Origin of the sequence: Shewanella litoralis (assembly GCF_009828585.1) — a bacterium.
GTDB lineage: Bacteria > Pseudomonadota > Gammaproteobacteria > Enterobacterales > Shewanellaceae > Shewanella > Shewanella litoralis.
Window position 1 is genome coordinate 191,436 of the sequence record NZ_WSRZ01000002.1, and the last position, 15,079, is coordinate 206,514.

Here is a 15,079-nt window from a genome sequence, read left to right on the forward strand (position 1 = left end):
ATGCTATCAAGAGTAGGTGAAACCTTATATTGGGTGTCTCGTTATATTGAACGTGCTGAAAATGTCGCGCGGGTGATTAATGTAAACAATATGCTGTTGCTGGATTTGCCAAAAGGTGTTTGTACTGGCTGGGGGCCTTTAATTGATATTATTGGTGCACGACAAGCTTATTTAGAAAACAATGCCGATTTTTCAGAGTCAAAAGCCCTTAAATACTTATTAGTTGGCAAAGATAATCCTTCTTCAATCTTAAACTCTATTATATCAGCGCGAGAAAGCGCTCGAACCATCAGAGATGTCATACCAAGGGATGTCTGGGAAGAGATTAATTCGTTATATTATTATGTTAAAAATAATCAAAGCGAAGGCCTGAGTAAGCGCGGTCGCTTTGCTTATTTAAAAAAGGTCATTGAGTCAGCACACCTTATTTTTGGTACGTTAAACGCGACGATTAATCATGATAATGGCTACATTTTCATTCGATTCGGCTCAATGATTGAACGAGCGGATATGTCATCACGTATTTTAGATATTCGCTCAGAAACACTGATTACTAATGAAGAAGCAAAACCTTATGAAAATATTCAATGGATCAGTTTATTGCGTTCTTTAAGTGCGTATCAAATGTATCGTCAAGAAATGGGAGTAAGAGTGCAACGTGCTGATGTAATTGAATTTGTGATGCGCAACGAAGTGTTTCCGCGTTCAATCTTATTTTGCCTCAATGAAATGAAATCACTGATAGATCCATTGGTAAATTCGGTCTCTATTATTGCGATTATTGATAATGCAAGACATGACTTGAAGGAAAAGAACGTTAGAGATCTTAAAAATGGCTTTTTGCATAATTACGTTGATGAAATACAAATAAAGTTAGCGGCAATTCATAACGCATTAGCTGAGTCATATTTTTTAAAATCGCCTTCTCAAACACAATCTCAATCACAAAGTTAGTTAAGTCCGTTTAGCGACATACCGCGCCAGTAAAACGATTTTTGATGTACCCGCAACAAACTGGAGGTTGGTGGGCCGCTGGGTAGGACACATGAAAAAGGGGCAATTTATACAACCGGCATTGGCTAAAGCTGACAGTATACCGGGCGAGCTCGCCCTGGGTTGGTTGGTTCACTATGTTATCGGTATTGCTTACGGTTTGATATTGATGGTGTGTTTTGGGTCGCAGTGGTTAAACACGCCCACATTGTTAGCACCATTATTAGTGTCCTGGATTGGGCTTGCTGCGCCGTTCTTTATTATGATGCCGGGTATGGGCGCGGGTATTGCAGGAGCCAACACCCCAAAACCTGCAGTGGTCAGATTTAAAAGTACAGTAGGTCATACTGTATTTGGCCTAGGGATGTTCATCACGGCGCAATTAATCAGTGGTTAGCCTTGTTCATATAAGTCAATCTTCTTGGCTGAGAGTGTGACGAATAAATACGGGGCATTGTATGGCTGCAATGGCTCAATATTTGTCACAAACTCTGTCATCCCGCGAGTTTGGCACTGATACATTTCTCATTGCTCTTCATATTCAAGAGCTTCATTTATACCCAATCAACTTGAAGATACGTGTTTCAGAGCTTCACCGTGTTTTCAATACTAGGCGCGTTAATGCGGTAATGTAGGTACCTTATAAATTAACGCAACAACGCTCTTGATTTAATAATCAGGGGAACACGGTGAAACTCCCAAAGGGCAAGTTTTACACGTGTTTATGCTGCGGCTTATGTTAATTTAGCTGATTTTGGAAAGGGAACACCATTACCCGCAATCAATGCCTTGCCTAAACGCGTGTAAATTCTTGCTGAAATCGAGCATCTTCAGGTTGTTTGGGTATAACACCTTTAAATGAATGCTCATTTCAAGCTAAATCGGCTATTTCACATACAGTGTAAGCTTGCAGAACCATGTTGTTTGATATTAGCAATGAGGTTTAATCCTGTTTTTGCACAGACAATTGTTATCAATAGGGGCGTTGTCTCCGCGATATGGTGTAGAATAGGCCATCAGAATAAGCCGCAAGTAATGCTCTAGGAGCATTTGTGGCATGCCGCTTTAAATTTTTAATGTAAACGAGATTTTAATGTCAAACGTAACTTCCCTCGAGCTAAATGGCTTTGTACAAGAATGCGCTAACGCGTTAACAGACAACACATTACAACGTTTAGTGTTTTCCAAATACCGTGGCGACGATAAAGAGCTTAATCGTATTGCTGTACGTAGCGTAGAGCTAAAGGGCCAACGTCTTGCATCTTGTTTATATGAATATTGCACCAATCACATTACCAAAAATGTTGAGCAAACAGATGCTAGCAGCCTTTTCCTACAATGGTTAGGGGGGGACTTTCAAAGTGCACATTTAATCACTCATGAGTGGGAAGTGCAGTTGAGCATCAGTAAAAAAGGCAAAGTGCTAATCAATAAATACCGCAATAAAAATGCGCCAAAAACCAACGACAAGCAAATTAGCACCGATGACACATTGTCACACAATCGGGCCAAAAATCGCTTTGTTGAACAAGACCGTCCTTACTTACGCGAGCTAGGTATTACCGATGCCAAAGGCGAGATTATTCCGTCAATGTCGCGTAAGTGGAAACAAATTAATAAATTTATTGAAGTATTATCACGTGCCATTGATAACACCGGCTTAGCCGATAAAAATGAAGTGCATATTGCTGATTTTGGTTCGGGTAAGGCCTATTTAACCTTTGCCGTGCATGACTATTTTATTGATAAGTTGCAGGTGAACACCCAGGTAACTGGAGTCGAGTTACGCCAGGGGTTAGTTGATTTATGCAATCAAACTGCGGCAAAGCTAGCGTTAACTGGGATTAAGTTTGAACAAGGCGATGTACAGCACTTTAAAGCTCAAGGCATTAACATCATGATTGCCTTGCATGCGTGTGATATTGCGACTGATTATGCGCTGCATATGGGGATCCGCACCGGGGCTGAAATTATTATGTGTTCGCCATGTTGTCACAAACAAATTCGCCCACAAATGCAAAGCCCACAGCTGCTTGCACCATTATTGCAACATGGTATTCATTTAGGTCAAGAAGCCGAAATGGTCACCGATGGCTTACGCGCATTATTATTAGAAGCACACGGTTACGACACCCAGGTATTTGAGTTTATTTCACTTGAGCACACCAGCAAAAACAAAATGATTTTAGCGCAAAAACGTAAGCAACCACGTGATAATAGCGCTATTTTACAACAAATTGCTGACATTAAAGCGTTTTATGGCATTAAAGAACAATGCCTAGAAACCTTGCTTAATAAGCTGCCCTAAGTTGCTAAGTTGCTAAGTTGCTAAGTTGCTAAGTTGATTAGGTATCAATCACGAAAGGCACATTATTGTTGATGTGTCTTTTTGACTAAATTTGAGTGACTTACGGTGGACTAAAAGCTGTATTGCGCTCTGAACGAAAACGCATTGCCATAACCAAACGCTTTACCATCTTCTTGATGCTCAGCACGTATCCAGGTCAATATTGATGTGCTTTAAGCCGGCTTGATTGATATCTCAAGCCGAACACTTAGGCATTATCGTAACAGTTGCTTAATGGCTTGCGGGATATACTCAAGTAAGTCACTTGCAAGCACTGAATATTCACTTAATTCTTGTGCGGCTAAATCACCAGTTAGTCCGTGCAAATATACTCCAAGACAAGCTGCATTTAATGGGCTAAGGCCTTGAGCGCAAAACCCGCCAATCATTCCGGTTAACACATCACCCGTGCCAGCTTTGGCCAGAGCACTATTACCTGTAGGGTTAATAAAGGCATATTCACCGTTGCTTATCACGCTATTATGACCTTTTAATACCACTATAGCGTGTAACTGTTTTGCAGCTAATGTGGCGTAATGAGTACGATCGGCCTGAATTACTGCTACGTCAATATTCAGTAAGCGTGCCAGCTCTTTAGGATGCGGGGTAATAATACTGTTTTCAGGTAAACGTAACGGTGTTTGCGAGCTGCGCTGTGAGTGATGTAAGAAATGGCTGATAAAATTGAGTGCATCAGCGTCAAATACCATGCTTTGGCTGCGAGTTTGCAGTTCGCTGAGCAAGGCAAAGAAAAAACCATGATTGCCCTCAGCAATCGCCATGGCGCTTAACGGTGCTGTAGAGGCGTTAAACTCATCTTTACTTTGGCTAATAGCGAGACCACTGCCCACCGTAATAACCGCGGCTTTCTCTAATAAATCATCTAACTGTGCTACGGCTTTTTCATCAATAGATTCAGTGTCGATTGATTGTAATTCGATAGACACAGAATCAGTCATTTGCGGACAAAATTCGGCGTAAATAACGGGCCGAGTCGGTAATGGCCGCATGACTATGTTGGGCGTTAATGCGCTTACGCTCTGACAAACACCAGGACTGCTGGCCAGTGTCACATAACCTGCGCCAGCTCTTAGTGCAGATAAACTCGATAAATACGCTGCGCCGCGATAATGCATTGAGCCTGCAATATTCAGTACATGGCCAAAGGTTGCTTTATGGCAATTATCAGGGCGCTCAGGTAACAGTGAGGTGATGTATTCTTTGGTGAGAGTTTGCATATTAGCACCCCTAAAATTAACATCTGATAGTAACCATAACATAAGTGTGGTTAATTTTTGTGCGCTAACGCATATAATGACAACAGGGTAAGCTGTTGTCATTTATGCATATTAGCTTTATCTAAGGTTAAGCGTATCGCGTTGATACACCGACTTACCTGCAACAAAAGTTTCAAAGATGTTACGGTCATCACCCAGCATGATAAGCGCAAACAGTTTGTCTTCAATGCCATTTGAGTAGCTAAAACGCAGCTGTTGTAAATCGGTAGCGGCCCAGTCTAACACCACAAAATCGGCTTCTTTACCGGGGATAAAGTTACCCACTTTGTCGTCGATGCTTAGTGATGTAGCTCCGCCTAAGGTGGCCATGTACAAACCTTTAAATGGCGACAGTTTTTGACCTTGTAACTGCATGACTTTGTAAGCTTCGTTTAAGGTTTGCAGCGGTGAAAAACTGGTGCCGGCACCCACATCGGTACCTAAACCAACACGTACCTTTTTACTGTCTGCGGTGGTTAAATCAAATAAGCCACTGCCTAAAAACAAGTTAGAGGTCGGGCAAAAAGCAATCACTGAATCAGTTTGTTGAAAGCTGTCCCATTCTTTGTCGGTTAAATGAATCGCATGGGCAAAAATGGATTTTTTACCGGTTAAGCCATAATGATCATATACATCAAAGTAGCCTTCTCGTTCAGGAAATAATGATTTTACCCAGGCTATTTCGTCTTTGTTTTCAGATAAATGAGTATGCACATACACATCTGGGTATTGGGCTTTTAACTTACCTGCGAGTTGTAATTGTGCAGGCGTAGATGTAGGTGCAAAACGCGGGGTGATGGCGTATTGCAAACGGCCTTTATTGTGCCATTTTTCAATGAGGTTCTTTGAGTCCTGGTAGCTTGACTCTGGCGTGTCGAGTAACTCCGCTGGAGCATTGCGATCCATCATGACTTTACCGGCAATAAGGCGCATGTTTTTTGCTAATGCCGTTTCAAATAACGCATCGACAGATTGCGGATGAACCGTGCCAAACACTAATGCCGAAGTGGTGCCATTTTTGAGTAATTGATGAATAAAAAACTGCGAAATTTTACGCGCATGGTCAATGTCACTAAATTGCTCTTCAGTAGGAAAGGTATAGCTATTCAGCCAGGTTAATAATTGTTCGCCGTATGCGGCAATCATTTGAGTTTGAGCGTAATGGGTGTGAGTGTCGATAAACCCCGGAATAATTAATTTACCTCGTTTGTCGATAATCGATGAGTATTGCTGCGCTGTTTGAGCGTCAAACGCTGTTAATGTTTTAATGTGACCATTTTCAATCACTAATAAGCCATCTTCAAGGTATTGATAAGCATCAAAAATATTGTTTACTTGACTAGGGTCTTGTAGGAAATGAAGAAAGCTTGAGCGAATGACGGTGGTATCAGCCATAGCCGTTGATGATAAAAGTGCAGCACTCACAAGCGCCGCAGAGGCGGTGTTTTTAGACATAAATACTCCATTTAATTGACAGATATAAATGGTTTTTGACTTGAGTATTCAAGCCCTTGTCAACAGAGTATTCCAACCGAAAACCATTAAAAGCATCCAGACTAAAGCCAGAACTGTGCCAAGATGTCAGTAGGCATTTTACGGCGTTAGCTGACTAAAATTGGGCGATATTGCGTTTGCTCTTAGCTACACTCTCACCAAAACAGTGCAGGTGCGCGTCAAAGTGAATCATGTGTTTAAGGTGTGAGCTTGGCATATTATCTATTTTGCGACATGCTAATATGAAGCTTATTTCGACATTAACGTAACGCGGATTAACCGACATTGAAATGGAGTGTTCATGAAAAAAATAAACTGGGGCATTGTGAGTACAGGGCGAATAGCTGCGTTATTTTGTCAGGATCTGGCTTTCTCACCACAAAGCCATTTATATGCCGTTGCCGCTCGTCAGCAAGCGGATGCCGATACGTTTGCGAAACAATATAGGGCCGATAAATCATACCAGGGTTATCAAGCGTTATTTGACGATCCTAATGTTGATATTGTGTATATCGCCACCCCACATAACTTTCACTTTCAACAAGCTTATGATGCCTTAATGGCGGGTAAGCATGTATTGTGCGAAAAACCAATGACAGTGTCAGTTGAAGAGTGCCAACAGTTGTGCCAATTGGCACAACAAAAGGGGTTACTGTTAATGGAAGCCTTATGGACCTATTTTTTACCGGCAATGAAGCAGGCCAAACAGTGGCTCGATGACGGTAAAATCGGCCAACTTAAGCATGTCAAAGTCGACTTTGGTTATCCCATTCCCTTCAGCCCAAATGGCCGTGAATATAATCCACAATTGGCTGGTGGCTGTTTACTTGATATGGGCATTTACCCGTTAGCTATTGCTGACTACTTTTTAGCCGCCGATATCGATGATTTATATGTGCAAGCCCAGCTATGTGAAACGGGTGTTGAAGATGATGTGATTATTATCGCTAAATGTGAACAGGTTGCGGTAAGTCTCGCAAGTTCATTTCAATGTCGATTAAGTAATAATGCCTATTTGATTGGCGATAAAGGCTACATCGTTATTCCAGATGCATTTAGAGCATCAGAGTGTCATTTATATCATCTCGATGATTTAGTTGACTCATATGCCGATAATCGCCATTCGTTGGGTTATCACTTTGAAGCCGATGAAGCCTGTCGATTAGTCGCTTTAGGGATAACCCAAAGCGATATCGTGTCGCATCAAGATAGCGTGTTGTTTCAGTCGCAACTGGCACGAGTCAAAGCGCTAATTTAAGATGATTACAAGCACAACGGCCGCCGCACATTGTTTATGTATTGCCCGTTGTGAACTGATTAATGCGTTTATTGTTGCTGTATTGCATGATAACTAATGCCAGCGTGACTAGGCAGGCTAATATCATGCTGCTATAAAAACTCGCCGCGACTCCACCAGGAATAAACTCAACAAAAGAGGTAATAAACTGCCCGCCAAACACTGCCATGGTAAAATACGATAAATTTTTACCTCTGACGTTGGCTGCACTTTTCTCTACTGTCATATGGTTAAGTAAAGGAATACTAAAACCAAAGCCTACTCCAGCAAACACTGAACCAACCATTAACAATGGCAGGCCATCGGCGTTAGCAAAAACAATATGGCCAAGGGCATAGGCTGCAAATGCAACCGCGAGTAAATACGTTGTGCTCATGTATTTGACCACTTTTGGCATAAAATGCGCTGCAACAACGGCAACCAATGAGATAAACGCTAATACATTGCCTACAACTGCCTCGTTAAACCCTTGCTGTGCCATGCTATTTGGCAATTGAACAATGGCGGTAAAAAACACCACCATTGCCAATGTGGCAAATAGATACACTTGCTTGAGTGACAAGCCTTGTTGAGCCTGCGGGGCATTACCTTGTGTTTCATCGCTGAGAGAGGGCGATTTACGTGGCACAAACAGCAACAGCATCAGTAAACATAACCAAGCAACCAAATATAAACTTAACGGATAGGCCCAATGTAAGCTGGCCAGTTTGCCGCCCAAAAATAAAAATAATACTCCGCCAAGTTCAATCGCCATGCCTTGTTTGGCAATCATGCTCAAGCGTTCATTACCCACATACCACTGCGAAATCAATACCGTACTGCTTGCCATCACCACGGCCGTAATGCCGCCTAATAAAATACGGTTAGACAAGACAAACCAGGGGCCTTGTAGCCAATATACGGCAAATCCTAAGGCGCCATACAGTATCAAACCGAAGATAAGTGAGCGATAAGCGCCAAATTTATCAATTGATTTACCTGCGAGTGGGGCAAATATTACCGCGCCTAATGCCGGAAATGTCACCAACCATACCGCATATTCATTAATGCCCAAGGCATTGGATATACTGATTAACCCGGGCGCAACAAGGGCGCCAACCATAATGGTGAGGCTAGCGATACACAGCAGCGTATAACTGCCCAATTTAGATAAATGAGTCATGGGTATTACCTGTGAAATAGTCGAACAATGGTCCATTCAATCAATGGTCCATTCAATCAATGGTTAGATAGAAACGACCTTGCGAATGAATGTCTTGTGCCAGGTCGTTTGATTAAGACTGGGCGTTAAGTTAATGCTTTTAGTGTGTCGATAATGTCGTCTGGCTCTGAGCGGGTGCGATAATCTACATCAACAAAACGCCAAGCAACCTTGCCCGCACGGTCAACTACAAATGTTGCCGGGATAGGTAATATTGCGCCGTTGCCATTGTTAATCGCGTCTAAATCGAGGTTACGATCCACGCGCATATGCTCACTCAGAAACGCCGGGACTTGCCACGCTACGCCAAATTGCGCCGCGATTTTTGCGTCTTGATCTGACAACACCTCAAAATCCATATTGCTGATTTCATCTTGGGTCATTGACCCGTCTGGGATTTGAGGGCTAATAGCAACAAGCTGTGCACCTAGGGCGTTAATATCACTTAAGCGTGCTTGCAATGCGCGCAGTTGTAAATTGCAATAAGGGCACCAACTGCCTCGATAAAATGTCACTACAACCGGGCCTTTTTGCAATAAATTGGCCAGTGAAACGGCTTGGCCATTTGCATTGGGAAGTGAAAACGTAGGTGCGTTTTGCCCAAGTGTTAAGGCGTCGTTACCTTGTTGAAACGATTTTGACTGGGCAATTATCTCGTCAACCTTTTGCATAAAGGCAGGATTTTTTTGTCTTCCTTCTGCGACTTTTGCTTCTGTTTGCTTTTGTAAGCTTTGCATCGTGTTTTCCTATCGGTTAACGCTGTTTTACAGCCTGTAATCTTATTGGTTGTAGAATAAACACAAACAAGCCATAACAAAAATGTTATTATTTGATGGAATCTATAGCAAAAACGCATAGGGGTGTGGTGTGGATATTAAATTGCTTAATAGCTTTATCAGCGTGGCAGTACATCAAAGTTTTTCTGGCGCGGCGCGCGAGCTAAATACTGTGCAACCTGCCATTAGTCGGCATATTGCGATGCTGGAAGATGAACTTGGAGTATTGTTGTTTATTCGTAACTCGCGTGAAGTGATGATCACGACAGCAGGTGAGCAATTACTGCATGATGCCAAACAGATTATAGCTTTGGCAGAAAAAGCAAAAAGCCAGGTAAAGCGAGCAGAGCAAGGGCAGGTGGGCGAGTTAAAAATTGCCTATTTAAGTTCTGCCTGCTTAAGTTTTATGGCCGACCTAATTCGCCGTTACTCGCAGTTATACCCAGATGTGCATGTCAGCTTATTTGAGATGACCGCGACAGAACAAATAGAAGCATTTAAGCAAAATAGTATTGATGTGGGTTTTTCTCGGCCATTACCCACAGGTATTCAAGATGAATTTAGCAGTAAAGATATCTATATCGACAAGCTTGTGGCCGTTGTGGGAGCACACCACCCTTTAGCACAATACACTCAAATCGCATTGAGCCAGTTACAGCAACAAAAATTAATTGTATTCCATCGAGATGAAGCCGTCGGCTTGTTTGATGACACTATCATGATGTGTAAACAAGCAGGGTTTTCAGCCAATATCGTGAGTCAGCCTCGGCATATGCAAACCTTATTAACCGAGGTGGCAGCGGGCTTAGGCGTCGCCATTGCGCCATATTGTATTAGTAAATTATACAGTCAAGGCTGCCACTTTTTAACGCTTACTGATGCGCACAAATCCATTGCGACGCAGTTGCATGTCAAGTCAACTAATCACAGTGCCACGGTCGATGCCTTTGTGGCGCTTGTCATCGCTAATCAACCAAGCATTGCAAAAAGTATGGCCTAATAAAAACTGGGGTTATGTTGCTGTATGCTACTTATGCCCTAAAATAGCCTTATTGCCGATGGTTATCGGCATACTATCACGGCAATAATTACATGAATAAGCCAGAGTAAGGCATTGATTATGTACAAGGTTTTACCCCAAAGTAGACGTTATTCTGAGCTTGATTGGTTACGGGTGATATTAATTTTTGCTGTTTTTTTGCATCATGTCTTTATGCCATTCAATGGTGATGGCTGGCATGTTATGAATAATGACTCGAGCAAAGTGCTTGACGATATTATGGTTTACTTTGAACAGCTTAGGCTGCAAACGTTATTTTTTATTGCAGGCGCGGGTAGTTTGTTGTTACTGCAAAAGAAATCTGCAAAGTCGTTCATGCTAAGTAAATTCCATCGGTTATTTATACCATTACTGGTGGGGATGATATTAATTGTACCGCCGCAAAACTATGTCGAAAATATCGCCGATTATGAGTCATTGTTATCGGCTTATGGCCAACTTATGTGGTCGTTTGATAACAATCACTTATGGTTTATCGAGTTTCTGCTGATATTTATGTTACTGGCTATACCGTTTAAACGCTTTTTAGATGGCGCAATGGGGACAGTGTGGCTTAAATGGCTTGAACGTCTGAGTCAGTCGCCATTTGGAGTATTATCGTTAGGGCTGGTGTTGGTCATAGTGAGAGGGTTGGCAAAATACTTAATGCCTGATGACAGCCATCATATTGAAAACCTGTCATTGAGTTTGTTTTATCTGTTTTTCTTTTTAGCAGGCATGAGCTTTATACACAGTCGGCAGATTTGGCAAACATTGGCTTTGCATCGTCGCACCTATTTAATCAGTCTACTCATTAGCACGTTACTCTTTTATGGATATTATTATTCGCCAGATTTAAGCCCGTATTTGTCATTAACAACTCGGTGGCAAAGTTGGTGGTGGGTGTGCACCATGGTGTCGTGGTCGGGGTTATTAACCATGGTAGGGTTTGCCAGTGCGTACATTCCTAAAACCCCAAGGTGGTTAATGCAAACCAATGAACTCATTTACCCATTTTATATTTTGCATCAAACCGTCATTGTGATGTTGGCGTTTTATATCGTGCAGTGGCAGGCGGGAATAATGGTTAAATCGCTCAGTTTACTTGTTAGCGCCTTTATTATTTGTACAGCGCTGTGTTATTGGGTCATAAAACCCTTTAACCTGATGCGCTATTTATTTGGCCTAAAAAAGGTCAGTCATTGATTCTTTATATCCAATAAAAACTTAACCCTCGTGGGCCAGAAACTCGATTATTTGTTCCATATTGAGATTGTAATCGTCAGCCCGAACGCATTTGACAATTAAATCGTCGGTGACGGTGGCCAGATCGATCTTATGGCCTACTTCAAAGTGATCCGGCTTTAAATGATAAAACGGTTTCACTAGTGGGCGGATAGGATCTTTTGGATTATGGCCTTGCACAATGGCCAATCTGTTGGATTCTAACTGCACCACAGAGCCGACAGGGTAAACTCCCATACAGCGAATAAATTGATCGACTAAATCTTTGTCGAGTTCATTCTTATCTGCCAGTGCCCGCAATATGCTGAAGGCTTTAACTTGAGCATAACCTTCTTTATAACAGCGGTTTGATGTCAAGGCATCGAAAATATCGCAAATGCTGATCATGCGGCCATATAAGGTAATTTTTTCAGCAGGTACACCAAAAGGGTAGCCTTCACCGTTGAGTTTTTCATGGTGTAAGCTGGCAACCTCTAAACTTAACGGGCTGATGCCTGGTGTGTTCTTCATGATCTCAATCGAATAACTGGCGTGAGTTTTCATAATATGAAACTCTTCATCGGTTAATCTGTCGGGTTTGTTCAAAATCCGGTCGGGGATCATAATTTTGCCGACATCATGCAAAAATGCGCCAACCGCTAATTGATTCACAATGTCTTTGTCGATTTTTTTATACACCGCAAACATGGTCATCAATACCGATACCGAAACCGAATGCTCCAATAAATATTCGTCTTTATTACGGATGTTAATCACGCAAGACAGGGCATTAGGATTATTAAAAATAAGGTCGGTAGACTCAGTGGTAATTTTTTGCACCGGATCCATGTCTAATGGCAAACCATGCTGGGCATTATGAAACAGCTTTTTTTGAATATCTTTTGATTCGTTAAATACCTGGCGCGCCCTAACAATTTCTTGATTAAAGAAATTCGGTTTGGTTATTGGTCGTGCGGGGGCTACTTGACGAGGTGGTTGCAGCGGTGCTTTGGTTTGTGGCGCACTTTGTTCAACAATGTTTTCGGCTTTACTGGTATCAATGAGTAGCTTAGTCACGGATTTACGTTTTAATGCCTCAATAACACGTTCACTTTTAAGCACGCCCGGTTTAGTCAGCGAAAACGTGTCTTTAGGCTCGGTGATCTCGACCACATACATTCCAACTCGTACGTCAGTAATGTCATGTTCAATCAGCATAAATCGATTCCTTGGGGCTATTTACCACATTATTGTTGTCAACCACAGCGCACTTAATGTGTACGTCGTGTTACAAGATAGCTTATTTATGTCGGCAATATAAGTGCAATAACGTTACCGAATTCAAGCTTTGCTGTAATCGTTATGTCTATTTCTTTCGTGTTGTTAATCAATGATCTATTACCGTTCATAAATTGCAGTTTATGCTGAATTTTATTTAAGGTCCAACAGCTTTGAGAGATGAATATTTTTTTGTATTATTTTTGCACGATCTAGTCAATATATACCGTCAGTTCAAGTCATTAAATGATGATGAAACAGCAGTCATAGATCGCTGTCACCTTCAATCGACCCTGGTGCAAACCTCTTGGCTTTAATTGAAGGAATAAGCATCAAGTGCTAACAATCCATACTCAACGTCTTGGTGTATTTTTTGAGCCTGTGCACCATGACTTGCACCAAGCACCGACATTAACGGTAAAAAATGCTCCTGAGTTGGGTGGTTAAACTTGGCATGCGGAGCAAGTTGTTGGTAGTTCAGTAAAGACTCAATATCATTATTTACCAGCTTGTCTTCAACCCAATGCCTAAACTGGTTCATCATGTCGACCCCATCAACGGTTTTAGTGCGCTTAAATACCTCGGCTAAATTATGGCTTATCCCGCCCGAACCTATAATAAGAATATTGTCATGCTTTAGTGAGGCTAATAATTGCCCATATCGATAGTTTTGTGCAGCCCCAAGTCTCGTGTTAATTGAAATCTGTACGATGGGAATATTGGCCTGTGGGTACATTAACCTGAGTGGGATCCACACACCATGATCCCAGCCTTGTTGCTTGTCTAACTTGGCATTGATATTGGCGTCGGCAAACAGTGTGGCAATACGTTGGGCAAGTTTTGGTGCCCCGGGTGCAGGGTAACGGATTTGGTAAAGCTCATCTGGAAAATGATAAAAATCGTGAATAGTCTCAGGCTGCTGCCCAGCAGTAATGATCACATCGTGTTTAACATCAAAATGGGCAGAAAAAACCACAATGGCACTCGGTGTCGGAATCGCTTGGCCTAATTGTTGTAAAAACCGTGACGTTTGGCTTTTTTCTACTGCCATCATTGGCGAGCCGTGCGATATAAAAAGTGGTTTTTGCTGTGTCATATCATGAGTCTCATGTTGGTTGTGTCGAAAGGGCGACTTTACACCTGTGCTAATCACTATATTGTTAACCTATATAAAGATAAATATGCTAAAAAGAGATAAACAATCAACAGTATGTTGTTAATCAATGGATAAACTCGACACCATGCGGGCCTTTCTGACCGTAGTGCAACAAGGGGCATTTACTAAAGCGGCCGATAAATTAGCCGTTTCGCCACAATTGGTAAGTAAATACATTTCGGCTTTAGAGAAAAGCTTACAAACCCGATTATTGCATCGCACCACGCGCCGCTTAAGCTTGACTCAAGCGGGCAGTGACTATTATCAACGCTGCTTGCAAGTGATTGCTGATATTGATGAAATGGAGAGTCGTTTAACCGAGCATGCTCAAGTTGTCTCGGGAACCTTAACCATTAGTGCGCCTATGTCGTTTGGTACCTTGCATTTACCTCATCTATTGATGGATTTTCAACAGCGTTATCCGCAAATCAAATTGAAAATCACCTTAACAGACATCAAAGTTGATATTGTTGATGAGGGGGTGGATGTGGCGATGCGTATTGGACAACTGGCTGACTCGTCATACATTTGTAAAAAAGTGGCACCAATCAATATCGCGATTATGGCTTCACCAGATTATCTTGCTGCACGCGGCTTACCTAAAACGCCGGCTGAGTTACAGCATCATCACTATTTGAAGTATGTATATTCTGATGATGCAATGCTGTTTTCTGGGTTTGATAACATGCGTCATACTATTGATTTTAATGATAACTTAATTGCCAATAATGGTGAGTTGCTGGTCAATACGGCAATATTAGGCGGCGGTATTGTCATTCAACCTACGTTTATTGCGGGTAAGGCTCTCGCCGAGGGTAAGTTAGTGCGTATTTTACAAGGTTATGAACCTAAGCCTGTCGGTTTGTATATGGTGTATGCAAATCGGCAATATTTAGCGCCTAAAGTGGCCTGTTTTATTGAGTTTGTTAGCCAATATTACTCAACGCCGCCATCCTGGGACCAAGTGTAAAACCGAGGTTAACAGCTTTTATTTTTT

Annotated in this window: 13 protein-coding genes; 7 read left to right on the forward strand and 6 right to left on the reverse strand. The window is 42.0% G+C overall.

What is annotated here, in order from left to right; all coding sequences use genetic code 11:
- The 3 genes from GQA99_RS02880 to GQA99_RS02890 all read left to right on the forward strand — a co-directional run bounded on the left by GQA99_RS02880 (position 1) and on the right by GQA99_RS02890 (position 3,301).
- Positions 1–954, forward strand: coding sequence for an alpha-E domain-containing protein (locus GQA99_RS02880; protein ID WP_160052547.1), 954 nt, complete (start codon positions 1–3; stop codon positions 952–954).
- 37 nt (positions 955–991) lie between these two features.
- On the forward strand, positions 992–1,390 hold the full coding sequence (locus GQA99_RS02885) for a DUF2938 family protein (protein ID WP_268244217.1): 399 nt from the start codon (positions 992–994) through the stop codon (positions 1,388–1,390).
- Between the two features lie 696 nt (positions 1,391–2,086).
- On the forward strand, positions 2,087–3,301 hold the full coding sequence (locus GQA99_RS02890) for a class I SAM-dependent methyltransferase (RefSeq protein ID WP_160052356.1): 1,215 nt from the start codon (positions 2,087–2,089) through the stop codon (positions 3,299–3,301).
- Between the two features lie 254 nt (positions 3,302–3,555).
- On the opposite strand, the gene GQA99_RS02895 is transcribed toward GQA99_RS02890, so the two are convergent.
- Together GQA99_RS02895 and guaD are read right to left on the reverse strand one after the other, a co-directional pair.
- Entirely contained in the window at positions 3,556–4,578 is a 1,023-nt protein-coding gene (locus GQA99_RS02895) for an NAD(P)H-hydrate dehydratase (RefSeq protein ID WP_160052357.1), read from the reverse strand.
- Between the two features lie 117 nt (positions 4,579–4,695).
- Entirely contained in the window at positions 4,696–6,012 is a 1,317-nt protein-coding gene (gene guaD, locus GQA99_RS02900) for a guanine deaminase (protein WP_229785827.1), read from the reverse strand.
- A 400-nt stretch (positions 6,013–6,412) separates the two neighbouring features.
- On the opposite strand from guaD, the gene GQA99_RS02905 reads away from it, so the two are divergent.
- Complete coding sequence (locus GQA99_RS02905) at positions 6,413–7,369, forward strand: Gfo/Idh/MocA family protein (RefSeq protein WP_160052359.1); 957 nt, start codon at positions 6,413–6,415, stop codon at positions 7,367–7,369.
- Between the two features lie 34 nt (positions 7,370–7,403).
- Here GQA99_RS02905 and GQA99_RS02910 read toward each other — a convergent pair whose 3' ends face one another.
- Entirely contained in the window at positions 7,404–8,570 is a 1,167-nt protein-coding gene (locus GQA99_RS02910; protein WP_160052360.1) for an MFS transporter, read from the reverse strand.
- 125 nt (positions 8,571–8,695) lie between these two features.
- A complete protein-coding gene (locus GQA99_RS02915) occupies positions 8,696–9,346 on the reverse strand; it encodes a peroxiredoxin-like family protein (RefSeq protein WP_160052361.1) in 651 nt (216 codons plus the stop codon).
- Between the two features lie 130 nt (positions 9,347–9,476).
- Here GQA99_RS02915 and GQA99_RS02920 point away from each other — a divergent pair, with 130 nt between their 5' ends.
- Positions 9,477–10,385, forward strand: a complete 909-nt coding sequence (locus tag GQA99_RS02920; protein ID WP_160052362.1) for a LysR family transcriptional regulator — start codon at positions 9,477–9,479, stop codon at positions 10,383–10,385.
- Positions 10,386–10,505: 120 nt separating this feature from the next.
- Positions 10,506–11,630: an acyltransferase family protein gene (locus GQA99_RS02925; RefSeq protein ID WP_160052363.1), complete on the forward strand. Its 1,125-nt coding sequence runs from the start codon at positions 10,506–10,508 to the stop codon at positions 11,628–11,630.
- A 21-nt stretch (positions 11,631–11,651) separates the two neighbouring features.
- Here the strand turns inward: GQA99_RS02925 and GQA99_RS02930 are convergent, their stop codons facing one another.
- Together GQA99_RS02930 and GQA99_RS02935 are read right to left on the reverse strand one after the other, a co-directional pair.
- Positions 11,652–12,866 (reverse strand): cyclic di-GMP phosphodiesterase, encoded by a 1,215-nt coding sequence (locus GQA99_RS02930; protein ID WP_160052364.1) that lies wholly within the window; start codon positions 12,864–12,866, stop codon positions 11,652–11,654.
- A 373-nt stretch (positions 12,867–13,239) separates the two neighbouring features.
- The gene (locus GQA99_RS02935) at positions 13,240–14,022 is read right to left on the reverse strand and encodes a DODA-type extradiol aromatic ring-opening family dioxygenase (RefSeq protein ID WP_160052365.1); all 783 of its coding nucleotides are present in this window, start codon (positions 14,020–14,022) and stop codon (positions 13,240–13,242) included.
- A 127-nt stretch (positions 14,023–14,149) separates the two neighbouring features.
- Between GQA99_RS02935 and GQA99_RS02940 the strand changes: the two genes are divergently transcribed.
- A complete protein-coding gene (locus GQA99_RS02940; protein ID WP_160052366.1) occupies positions 14,150–15,052 on the forward strand; it encodes a LysR family transcriptional regulator in 903 nt (300 codons plus the stop codon).
- Positions 15,053–15,079 lie beyond the last annotated feature (27 nt).